The organism is aff. Roholtiella sp. LEGE 12411 (genome assembly GCF_015206995.1).
Classification (GTDB): Bacteria; Cyanobacteriota; Cyanobacteriia; order Cyanobacteriales; family Nostocaceae; genus Komarekiella.
The window spans coordinates 1-10,963 of record NZ_JADEXR010000188.1 but is presented as its reverse complement, the minus strand read 5'-3'; the positions used below and the strand labels follow the sequence as shown (position 1 = coordinate 10,963).

Sequence of the window (10,963 nt, the reverse complement as noted above, 5' to 3'; positions counted from 1 at the left end):
CCATTACCCCTTATCCCCAGAGGGGGCCCCACCTTCCCCAATCCCCAGTCGCCGCACCCGAAGCATTTGAACAGCGCTTGGCGCAAATGCAAATTGTGCTGCACAATCAAGACAACCGTGAACACGACTTGCTTGATTCTGACGATTATTACCAATTTCAGGGTGGATTAACCGCAGCGGTGCGTTCTCTACAAGGAAAAAATCCCCAAACCTATTTTGGCGACAATTCTATTCCTGCCCAACCACGCGTTCGTCAATTGAGAGAAGAAATTGCACGCGTTTATCGTTCTCGCGTAGTTAATCCCAAGTGGATTGCTGGGGTGATGCGTCACGGTTACAAAGGTGCATTTGAAATGGCAGCAACAGTGGATTATCTATTTGCCTACGATGCCACAACTAAATGTGTGGAAGATCACATGTATCAGGGAATATTAGAGGCATATTTACTTGATCCTGTTGTCTCAGAATTTATTCAAGAAAAGAACCCGTGGGCATTGCGTGACATGGCTGAAAGATTATTAGAAGCACACAAGCGCGGATTATGGCAGGATGTAAATATACGGACATTAGAAAATTTGCGGAACCTAGTACATCAAGCTGAAGCAACTATCGAAGAAAAATAAACGGTGTAGGAAATATATATGGAAAACCTTGCGTATTTGCACTTAGCGTTCGCCTACGAAGATAGGGAACCCAATGAATTAATCTCTCTAAGTTCTTTGTTAAACAAAGCAGCAGCGCCAGACTGGAAAAAACTTTCTAGTAAGGCGTGGAAGTATATGCTTCCCCTTGCTATAGCTTTGTCTATTCTTAGCGCTGTCAGCAGCGTCATGGCACTGGAAAGAGGCGATCAAGGCCCTTCTGTTAGAAATTTACAACAACAGTTGAAAAGAGCAGGCTTTTATCCAGCACCCGTCACCCAAGTGTATGACTTCTCTACAGAAGATGCTGTACGACGCTTTCAAAAAGCAGCTGGCTTGCCAGTGGATGGCATGGTTGGAGCAACAACCCTGCAAAAATTAGAAAACTGGCAGACAAAGGCTGGGAGTACACAAGCTAAAAAACCCAGTACTGCGCGTACACAAGCCAAAAAAACTGAGCTTGCCAGTTCACAAGCTAAAAAAACTAGTACTGCTAGATCAGTGGCTAACCAGCGTCGTAATTCCAACTTCCTCACCAAGGGTGATGAAGGTGAAGACGTCAGGGTTTTACAAGAACGCTTAAGAGTCGCAGGCTTTTATTACGGAAACGCTACGGGCATATTTGGCCCGATCACCGAAGAAGCTGTCAAGCGGTTTCAAGATTCTTACAAATTAGACACTGACGGTATTGTCGGCCCAGCAACACTAAGTAAATTACCGCCAACAAGTATTGGTGATGGAGAAGATTCTCCCAAACGCGTAGTTAATCGAAATAAACTCCGCATTGGCGATCGCGGCGAGCCAGTTAGAGTTCTTCAGCAACATTTAATCAAGGCAGGATATTTAGAGGGAGAGCCAAATGGCTACTATGGCCCTTATACCGCAGATGCTGTACGTCGATTTCAGTCAGCTAATTACTTGGCAGCAAGTGGCGTTGCCGGCCCAACTACCAGAGGTAAGTTGTATAACCTAGTTAATACTGCTCCCAAAAGCGAGTTTAATGTCCTGGAAATCCAAACGCGACTACAGGAACGAGGTTTTTATAAAGGCGAGCTGAACGGCGTAATGGCAGCTGACACTAAAAAAGCAATTAAACAAGCCCAGGAATTCTACGGTGTCAGTCTCAATGATCTTAAGAGCGGACGCTTTTAGCATCCGCTTAGGAGTTGCAAGCATGAGTTCCCAAATGGTTATTTGCCTCCGATAACAGCGAATTACAAATAGCTCAAAATTCCACTTATTTGGTTAATTGAGTAGTTTCGCCTTGTTATCCCACTCAGGAACTAAAGCGGCATCAGTGCCCGTTGGCACTTGGGACAAACCGCATGGATTGTCATTTGACAGTCAAGCAGATGAAAACCTTCTTTTTGTGCAGTTTTAGCTCCAATTTTTAAAATTGAGTCGTTTTTAAACTCGATAGTTGAGTTACACCTAACACAGATCAGGTGATGGTGGTGATGCGGGTAGGGCTGGTTGAGTTCATAATGCTTATGTCCCTCTCCCAGTTCTAGTTCCCGCAGAATTCCCATTCTCGCCATCAACTTTAAAGTCCTATAGATAGTTGACAGACTTATTCCTTCACCATCAGTTTCTAAACGATGATAAAGATCTTCAGCACTGAGATGTTCACCTTGTGGAAGTTCTTGGAAAATGTGTAAAATTGTCTCGCGCTGAGGGGTTAAACGCCAGCCTCGCTCGTTTAGTTCTGCCTTAAGTGAAGTAGTTGTGTAGACAGTCATACTAATTTTTCTCAACAAAGCTTGTTAGTTGAGAATATAACAAATATTTTGAGCAATTTGCAACAATCATTGCTTATTGAGAAGATTTACTAAATACTAAGGTACAATTAATAAAATCTTAACGAAAAATTAGGTAAGATGTGATCACCAGCCTAACTATATTCTGAGAATAAAGCTGGAGATAGTTCAATTCAATTAAATGCAAATAATTTGCTATATCTTCTTCAGAGGCTTTGGATCTGGGGATCAAATCAGTCTCTTGTCCTTAGTCATTAGTCATTTGCAGTTTTCTAATGACAAATGACTAATGACAAATGACCATTGATTAAGTTAGAGACTCCAAATAGTCGCGGATGAGGTTACGTCGCTTGGGTTGGCGCAGCTTTTGCAAAGCTTTGGACTCAATTTGCCGTACTCGTTCCCGCGATAAATCGAGAGCACGTCCAATTTCTGCTAATGAATAGGGATGACCGTCTGCTAAACCAAATCGCATCAGAATTACATCGCGCTCCCGGCTAGTTAAATCTGACAAAAGATGATGCAAATCTCTTTGTAAAGATTCTCGCATTAACATCTCTTCTGGGGTTACACTGTCGGTTTCGAGTAATTCACCTAACTCAGTGTCCTTATCCTTTCCTACCTTGGTTTCTAGAGAAACGGAGCGAGGCACCCGTAACAAAACTTCACGTACTTGTGTAGGTGTCATTTCCAACTCAATTGCTAAATCTTCTAAGGTTGGGGTACGACCTTTTTCTTGAGCAATTTTGCGTTGAGCTTTTTTGATTTTGTTTAGCTTTTCTGTAATATGAACAGGTAGGCGGATCGTACGGCTAGAAGTAGCGATCGCTCGTGTAATACCCTGACGAATCCACCAATAAGCATAGGTACTAAAGCGATAACCCTTGGTTGGGTCAAATTTCTCCACAGCTCGCTCTAAACCTAATGTGCCTTCTTGCACTAAATCCAACAATTCCAAGCCGCGATTTTGATACTTCTTAGCAACAGACACAACTAGGCGAAGATTAGCCTTGATCATGTGTTCTTTTGCCTGGAGTCCTTGGGACTGAATTTGCTCCAGTTCTTCTACAGTCAACTTGGCAATTTCCGCCCAGCGACGTTTACCATTTGCTAAAGTCGGTCTGAGATCCGATACCATCACTCCAGCAGTGGCAGCCCACCTTTCTAGCGAGGGGCGATGTCCTAGTTCAGAAGCCAGACGCTCCTGAACTTCAACTAATCGGAGATAGGGTGAAATCACTTCATCCCCTTGCTTTGCGGCATTAGCAAGTACTATCCGCATCCGCAAGTAGCGCTGGACTTTTTGGGCTTCTGAAACCTCTTCATCCCGCCCTAACAACCGCACCCGACCAATTTCCTGAAGATATAGACGTACCAGGTCAGTACTGCGACGGTTAGTGTTAGCAGCAAAGTTAACAGGGTCAACAGAAGCCATCTCCAGTTCCTGTAGATCATCTACTGGTAACTCACTGTCATCAATAGTGAGATCCGGGTCTAAGACCTGTCGGGACTTTTGGGTATTGTAGGCGGCATCTGCGTAAAAAGATGTTGCTGGCATAGGAATCGTCTCAATGGCTCCAGGTAACAATAGATTACGGTCAGCTAAGATTACGTTCAGCTATTTAACTGTTGCTATTGTTCCCGTGATTCAAGATGAACTAACACGGTTAAGGATTCCATTGCAGTTTTTTTTTGAAAATACTTGCAATGGTTTTATTAGATACAGTATTACTGAACTTAATTAGCTACTAAGCTTTTGATTGAACCAATAGCTATTCAAATCTACAGCTAGGTTTTAAATTCCAAACTACCTAGTCAGTAGTTCAACTTTGACGGTTATTGAATGTTATTTTTGTAACTATGTATAAACATACTTCAGTAAAAATCATGCTTATAATTGGCATAGTCATATTTACATGGCTATAAAAGTAATTTCCTGACGATTTACAATTTTTCCCTAGAGAATATTCGGAAATAAGTATAGCTAATAGATTATTGGGAACACATTAGTAATAACGCTAAAAATGTTACTGTCAGCTAATTGCTGATTAACTATTCTCACCAGTACTCTTACCCTACGGAAAACCAAAAGTCAAAAACCCTTTTTTTCTGCTAGGCTTTTAAGCTCTTGATTAGATGTAGGTTGATTTGTGCTGACGATTACTAATTAATAGTTGTATTCTGGTTTGATATTTCGCAGCATAAGTTCATCAAGAGCTTGTTGGGGAGAGACTTCACTCTGAAGTAACCGATAAACTTGCTCGGTAATTGGCATAGCAATATTTTGCTGCTGGGCTATTTGCACCAAAACTCGACAAGTGTTGACTCCTTCAGCGGTTCCTTGTAAATTTGCGAGAATTTCTGTAAGTGTCTTACCACCAGCGAGTTGGTAGCCAACTTGATAATTGCGACTTAGGGGGCTGTTGCAAGTTGCTAGCAAATCTCCTAAACCTGACAAACCGTAAAATGTTTCCGTATTTGCACCCCAGAGATTACCAATGCGAACCATTTCTGTCAGTCCACGGGTAACTAAAGCAGCTTTGGCATTTGTTCCCAGTTGTAAACCATCACATACACCTGATGCGATCGCAATTACATTTTTCAGTGTTCCTCCTAGTTCCACACCCAAGGGATCGGGATTGGTATATACCCGAAATAGATGAGAAGAAAATACCAGCTGCACTAGTTGCGCCGCAGTGGGAATGTTACTGGCTACTACCGTTGCTGCTGGTAATCTTAGTTCTATTTCTTTAGATAAATTTGGCCCTGATAGAACAACCACTGCATGATCAGGGAAAGCTGTTTGCCAAATTTGTGATGGCGTGCATCTGGTTTCTGGATCTAAGCCCTTTGTCGCCGTGACAAAAATCGTCTCAGGAGAAAGGGGGTAAGAATGTACTTGGGAAGTAACATTACTCACACCTTTCATCGAAATAGCAGACAGGACTATTTGGGCATTTTGTAGCACGGCTTCCAAGGTTTGTGGCCCTTGACGCGACCACACGCGCACCCTATGACCATTAGCCGCAGCTAGATTTGCCAGAGCCATACCCCAAGCACCAGCACCCAGAATTGCAATGGAAAGTTTTGAGTTTTGAGTTTTGAGCTTTGAGATGGAGTAAATCTGATCACTCATAACTCATAACTTATAATTGATCGCTTTTTGAGCGGGGGTAACGTTCCATTAATTCCCTCACTTGTTCTGCATGATATGAGCTTCTTGTCAATGGCGACGAAACAACTTGTAAAAAACCTAGTTCCTCGCCGAATGCTTTCCAATCAGTAAATTGTTCTGGATGGATAAATTCATCTACCTTTAAGTGTTTTTGGCTGGGCTGGAGGTATTGCCCAATTGTCAAAATATCACAATCAACTGCTCGCAAGTCTCGCATAACTTGGCGAATTTCTGCATCAGTTTCGCCGAGTCCGACCATGATACCGGATTTGGTGTATGTCCAAGGAGCAATTTGACGCGATCTATTAAGCAATTCTAGTGTGCGATCGTAGTTACCTTGGGGACGCACCCGGCGATACAGACGTGGAACTGTTTCCGTATTGTGGTTTAGTACCTCTGGTGCAGCTTGTAGAATTATCTCCAGAGCATCCCAATTGCCGCACAAGTCAGGAATTAGTACTTCAATTGTAGTATGTGGCGAGATAGTGCGAACCTCTTCAATACACTGCACAAACTGGGATGCACCACCATCCGGTAAATCATCTCGGTTCACAGAAGTGATAACTACATGATTGAGTCTCATCCGGCGAATAGCTTCTGCCAGTCGTCCAGGTTCGGTAGGGTCTAGCGGTTTGGGTTTTTTCTCAAAGTCAATATCGCAGTAGGGACAGGCGCGTGTACAAGCTGGCCCCATAATTAAAAAAGTGGCAGTACCAGCGTTGAAGCACTCACCAATATTCGGACAGGACGCTTCCTCGCAAACCGTATTGAGGGCTAAATCCCGTAAAATTTCTTTAACGTTACCAACGCGCTCCGGCTGAGGCGCTTTCACCCGCAACCAGTCTGGTTTTACAGTCACAATTCACTTTTATTACTAAAGTTATCTATATCTAATCGTAGCAAGCAAAGCCCTTGGGAAAGTAATCTGTTCTGTATAGATGTAGTTTTGTCATTTACTACTGGTTGTGATATTTTAAGTGTACAGTGCCATCTTTATGGCGGGATGTAGCGCAGCTTGGTAGCGCACTTCGTTCGGGACGAAGGGGCCGCTGGTTCGAATCCAGTCATCCCGATTTTGATATCATAAGCGACAAAAACAGACCGACTACGACGCTGTTGAAGATTTTTGGATGGCGGAAACCTGAGTTCGCCACTTCTTTTCGTCGTTTGAAGTAGTTATTTAAAGCGATGCCTGCGGCGGGCTGCGCCTACGCTCTTCTCCCAACAAAAAGCGATGTCTACGACGGGCTAAGCCTACGCACTTCTCCCAACAAAAAGCGATGTCTACGACGGGCTAAGCCTACGCACCTTCCACAAAATAAAAAGGGCGATCACACTTCCCAATTTCCCATAAAGAAGCGATGTCTACGACGGGCTACGCCTACGCTCTCCATAATCTCCCATAAAAAAAGCGATGTCTACGACGGGCTACGCCTACGCTCCTCCAAATTTCCCTTCAGGATCGCACTCCTGTAAAAAAGGCGAGCGCCATCTTCCTACAAAAAAGCGATCGCCCCTCAATCTCCCATCATCAAAGCGATCGCTCTTTACAAACCCTAATCTATTACCATAGAGCAGGCTTTGATAGAATTAAGATAAATCAGAGTCGTGCTTGAATGAATTATGCCATCTTATTACAAGGTTCTACGGAATTGTGATCAAGGTGTTTTTTGGGGATCACCCTCCGCCTCATTTTCATGCAATCTATGGTGAGTACAATGCCTTAGTGAGCATTGAATCGCTAGAAATCATTGAAGGCGATTTACCAAGTCGCGCTCAGAAATTAGTTCTAGAGTGGGCAACTTTATACCAGTAGGATCTTTTACAGATGTGGAATACTCAAGAGTTTCGTAAACTACCTCCTCTAAAGTAGAGTAAAAATAGTATGAAATGCCCTCGAATTTGCCAAGCAAAAGCAATTAACGATCACACCTTGGTGATTGAATTCACCAATCAAGAAATCAAGAAATATGATATTGTCCATCTTTTAAAAAATCCCGCGTTTGCTCCACTTTGTCAAAGAGCTTTTTTTCAGAACTTTCAGGTTGAGCAAGGGGGCTATGGGATTGTGTGGAATGAAAATATTGATCTGAGTGAGTATGAGCTTTGGAAAAATGGCATAACAGTAGCATCCGGCGATCGCGATGTTCTGCTGTAGGATGGCAACTGGGTTTTTGTATTATTCGTAACTGCGATCGCACTAAAAAATAGGATCGGCACTCCTGTAAATAAAGGCGATGTCTACTTTAAGGGGCTATTCGGCGTCGCCCTTCTCCCTACACAAAAGCGATCGCCTCTCAATCTCCCATCATCAAAGCGATGTCTACTTTAAGGGGCTATTCGGCGTCGCCCTCCCGTAAAAAAGGCGATGCCTGCGGCGGGCTGCGCCTACGCCATCTTCCGACAAAAAAGCGATCGCTTCAGGTGAATTTGTTCGTGTTGACTGGTTGAATACATGATAATAAGTAGGGCTTGCTGAAAAAGTCATAAAAAAGCAATTCTTTTGGGTTGAGTAGTTATTTAAGCAAGGTCAAAGATAAGTTTTTGTTGCCTATAGCTTGCAAAAGCATAACGTTCAATTATACCAATCTCTAAAAAAGGTCTATTTTTGAAAAATAGACATAAAAAGGCACAAAAAACCCATGACAGGTGAGTAGAAAGATTCATTACTAAAAAAGTAATAGCAATTGCTGTTTGAGAAGTATGAGACAGTTTCGCCATCACTCTACCCAGGCTAAATCTTCTTTTAGCTTGTCCAAATTTTCCCTCAATAGAATTACGAATCCTTTCATCTGATAATGCTTGCTTCTTTTTTTCTTTACTCACATTGGCTGGAGGTCTACCTAAAGGGGAACCACTAATTCTAATACCTCGTTCTTTGCACCAAGCTCGGTTCTCTCTGGTGCGATAAATTTTATCAACATGAACTGATTCTGGATAATAATCTGTGAAATTTTTAAATGCTTCTACTTGTGATTTTAAATCTCCTGATTCATTAAAATTATCCCAACTAATATGGTCTAAAAACACATATCCTTCAAAGCAACTAGCTGACAGTTTTGCGCCAAATTCTACGGGCTTACCCGCTTTCCCCCGAATGATTGGGCGGATATGTGGTTGGTTTAAACTGACAATGCGGTCATCAATACTCTGTTTTTTATTTTCATACAACCATAGTTGTTGACGATATACTTCTGCCACTACCAGCAACATCTTATATTGCCTATTAGTGAAATTTTCTAGAAATGCCCCTGCTAGAATTAACTGGTCAATATATGATAAGTTTCTTTTCAGATATTGAAGTTGTTTTCTAATCGCTTTTCTCCTATCTTTTTGAGATACCCGACGTTTTTTAGCTACTTCTAGGTAGTCTTTTCTAGCTATTTCCCGGTAAGTCCTTGGTTTTTTCTCTAATGTTCTCTTTATCTGTTCATAAAGCAAGTCAATTATTCTTTCTGTTTGTTTTCTCGCTTGATTTAATAGGTTTAAATCTGTCGGATAGCTGATATCACCTGGCGCACAAGTGGCATCTAATATCAATTTCCCTCGATTTTTTGGGCTACTACCTTCTTTTTCTGGCGATAGCACAGCGTTAGCGAGTCCGTAAGCGTCTTCGGTTTTTTTTTCAGACTCTTGAGAAGATGTTGCTTCTAGCATCTTCTTCACCATTTTTTGATTCACTTTGTTAACTAGGTCAGCACTAATTCTTTCCCGAAAATGTACTAACATTGATGAGTCAAATGGATTTTCATTACTATAAGAAGACATCCCTATAAAATACTGGAGATAAGGGTTATCCTTAATTTGTTCTACTGTTTCTCTATCGCTTATACCTAACTTTTCTTTAATTATTAATGCCCCTAATGCCATCCGAAATGGCTTTGCTGGCGCTCCCATCTCTATAGACAATTCGTCAGAATATTCGTCTTCAAATTCTGCCCAGGGTATTAACGATGCCAGAACTACCCAACGATTATCTGATGATAACTTGCCTGAAAACGGAAATTCAAAGTTCTCTGGTGAGATTGGATTTTGCCCCTGTTTTCGGTACATGGTTACAAACAGCACGCTTTCGTACGGATGGTCGCGGTTATGCAAGGATTTTGGGCTATTGTATCCTCAAGTCTTGCACCTGAATATACTTCTTTGGTCAGATAATCTATATACTGTGAGCTTCTCTTTCTTTTTCAGCAAGCCCTAACTATTTGTTTTTCTAGTTTAGGGAATAAGAGTGCGATCGCCTACGATGAGCTACACCTATGCACTCCTCCAAATAAAAAGTGATGTCTACGACGGGCTTCGCCTACGCAATAAGCTTGATCCTTAGACTCAAAGTTGAGTGTTATTCAGCTAAGTCCAAAAAATTCAAACTAAACTAGATATAACGCTTGATTGAGCTAACCTATGGAAGCCATTGAATTTAAGACGATTATTCATAATGGTACAGTTGTCATTCCCCTACAATATTCATCTCAGTGGGAAGATAAAGCTATCCGTGTGATTGTTTTAGATGACTCAGAACTTTTGTCAGAACCTGTGGAAAAGCCAAAAAAAACGATTTTCAAGGCAATTTCTTTAAACACTCAAGGATTTGACTTTAATCGAGAAGAGGCTAATGTCCGATAGAGTTTTTCTCGATACTAATATTCTAATCTATGGGTATTCTCAGGATGATCCCGATAAACAACAGCGTGCTATTGACTGTGTTCAATCAGGTGACGTTTGGATTAGCACCCAAGTTCTCAATGAAACAATTAATGTTTTAAAACGGAAGTTTCTCTTAGAATACGCTCAAATTAGGGTTGTTGTTGAAGAAGTTACCGAAAAATTTGAAATTGCTATGGTTTCCGTTACCACCATTGAAACGGCTTTGAATTTAGCGGAACGTTATCAGTATAGTTACTTTGATAGCTTAATTGTAGCGAGTGCCTTAGAAGTGGGTTGTCAGATCCTCTGAGAGTGAAGATTTACAAGATGGTCAGCAGATAGATCATCAATTAATGATTATTAATCCTTTTCATTCTTAATATTTGGGGATAACTCGACTTAAGCAGCATTCGGTAATTCACTGCGATCGCCCTGACAAATTACCCTTCAGGATCGCACATTCTCCCTACACAAAAGCGATGTCTACGACGGGCTATTCGGCGTCGCACTCCTGTAAAAAAAGCGGTCGTTCTTCTCCCCACAAAAAGACGATCGCACTTGTCTGGGAGTTTCTCCATCCTTCTCTGTCGGGGGTAACGGTAAATACGCCACCTGCACCAATACGGTTCAGTTAAGGCTAAAAATCATGTAAATTAAGCATTGTTCCCAAGCATGGAAGTTGAGTGTGGTGCATCTCAAGGATTTCTCGTTGGTGTCTCCTGATATACAAACTGAGGAACTGC

The 10,963-nt window shown here is 41.9% G+C and carries 14 protein-coding genes and 1 tRNA gene; 10 read left to right on the top strand and 5 right to left on the bottom strand.

Annotation, left to right across the window (positions count from 1 at the left end; genetic code table 11):
- Together IQ246_RS26300 and IQ246_RS26295 are read left to right on the top strand one after the other, a co-directional pair.
- On the top strand, positions 1 to 623 hold a 623-nt coding region (locus IQ246_RS26300), incomplete at its 5' end, for a cobaltochelatase subunit CobN (RefSeq protein ID WP_194006245.1).
- An 18-nt stretch (positions 624 to 641) separates the two neighbouring features.
- Positions 642 to 1,793, top strand: coding sequence for a peptidoglycan-binding protein (locus IQ246_RS26295; protein ID WP_194006244.1), 1,152 nt, complete (start codon positions 642 to 644; stop codon positions 1,791 to 1,793).
- Between the two features lie 131 nt (positions 1,794 to 1,924).
- Here the strand turns inward: IQ246_RS26295 and IQ246_RS26290 are convergent, their stop codons facing one another.
- The 4 genes from IQ246_RS26290 to lipA form a co-directional block, all read right to left on the bottom strand.
- Entirely contained in the window at positions 1,925 to 2,380 is a 456-nt protein-coding gene (locus tag IQ246_RS26290) for a Fur family transcriptional regulator (protein ID WP_162395449.1), read from the bottom strand.
- A gap of 325 nt (positions 2,381 to 2,705) precedes the next feature.
- Entirely contained in the window at positions 2,706 to 3,956 is a 1,251-nt protein-coding gene (gene sigC / locus IQ246_RS26285) for an RNA polymerase sigma factor SigC (RefSeq protein WP_194006243.1), read from the bottom strand.
- Positions 3,957 to 4,565: 609 nt separating this feature from the next.
- Positions 4,566 to 5,534, bottom strand: coding sequence for an NAD(P)H-dependent glycerol-3-phosphate dehydrogenase (locus tag IQ246_RS26280; RefSeq protein WP_194006242.1), 969 nt, complete (start codon positions 5,532 to 5,534; stop codon positions 4,566 to 4,568).
- Positions 5,535 to 5,544: 10 nt separating this feature from the next.
- A complete protein-coding gene (gene lipA / locus IQ246_RS26275; RefSeq protein WP_194006241.1) occupies positions 5,545 to 6,432 on the bottom strand; it encodes a lipoyl synthase in 888 nt (295 codons plus the stop codon).
- A 140-nt stretch (positions 6,433 to 6,572) separates the two neighbouring features.
- On the opposite strand from lipA, the gene IQ246_RS26270 reads away from it, so the two are divergent.
- The 5 genes from IQ246_RS26270 to IQ246_RS31060 all read left to right on the top strand — a co-directional run bounded on the left by IQ246_RS26270 (position 6,573) and on the right by IQ246_RS31060 (position 8,024).
- Positions 6,573 to 6,646, top strand: a tRNA-Pro gene (locus tag IQ246_RS26270).
- A 341-nt stretch (positions 6,647 to 6,987) separates the two neighbouring features.
- Entirely contained in the window at positions 6,988 to 7,146 is a 159-nt protein-coding gene (locus IQ246_RS26265) for a hypothetical protein (protein WP_194006240.1), read from the top strand.
- Between the two features lie 81 nt (positions 7,147 to 7,227).
- Positions 7,228 to 7,389, top strand: coding sequence for a DUF4160 domain-containing protein (locus IQ246_RS26260; protein WP_339379215.1), 162 nt, complete (start codon positions 7,228 to 7,230; stop codon positions 7,387 to 7,389).
- A gap of 69 nt (positions 7,390 to 7,458) precedes the next feature.
- Positions 7,459 to 7,731: a DUF2442 domain-containing protein gene (locus tag IQ246_RS26255; RefSeq protein ID WP_194006239.1), complete on the top strand. Its 273-nt coding sequence runs from the start codon at positions 7,459 to 7,461 to the stop codon at positions 7,729 to 7,731.
- Between the two features lie 161 nt (positions 7,732 to 7,892).
- Positions 7,893 to 8,024 (top strand): hypothetical protein, encoded by a 132-nt coding sequence (locus tag IQ246_RS31060; RefSeq protein WP_255515649.1) that lies wholly within the window; start codon positions 7,893 to 7,895, stop codon positions 8,022 to 8,024.
- A 69-nt stretch (positions 8,025 to 8,093) separates the two neighbouring features.
- On the opposite strand, the gene IQ246_RS26250 is transcribed toward IQ246_RS31060, so the two are convergent.
- The gene (locus IQ246_RS26250) at positions 8,094 to 9,626 is read right to left on the bottom strand and encodes an IS5 family transposase (protein ID WP_194006246.1); all 1,533 of its coding nucleotides are present in this window, start codon (positions 9,624 to 9,626) and stop codon (positions 8,094 to 8,096) included.
- A 351-nt stretch (positions 9,627 to 9,977) separates the two neighbouring features.
- Between IQ246_RS26250 and IQ246_RS26245 the strand changes: the two genes are divergently transcribed.
- From IQ246_RS26245 to IQ246_RS26235, 3 genes are all read left to right on the top strand, one after another.
- Entirely contained in the window at positions 9,978 to 10,199 is a 222-nt protein-coding gene (locus IQ246_RS26245; RefSeq protein ID WP_194006238.1) for a hypothetical protein, read from the top strand.
- Positions 10,189 to 10,530 (top strand): PIN domain-containing protein, encoded by a 342-nt coding sequence (locus IQ246_RS26240; RefSeq protein ID WP_208492312.1) that lies wholly within the window; start codon positions 10,189 to 10,191, stop codon positions 10,528 to 10,530. The genes IQ246_RS26245 and IQ246_RS26240 overlap by 11 nt, the downstream gene beginning before the upstream one ends.
- 73 nt (positions 10,531 to 10,603) lie before the next feature.
- Positions 10,604 to 10,855: a hypothetical protein gene (locus IQ246_RS26235; protein WP_194006237.1), complete on the top strand. Its 252-nt coding sequence runs from the start codon at positions 10,604 to 10,606 to the stop codon at positions 10,853 to 10,855.
- Positions 10,856 to 10,963 lie beyond the last annotated feature (108 nt).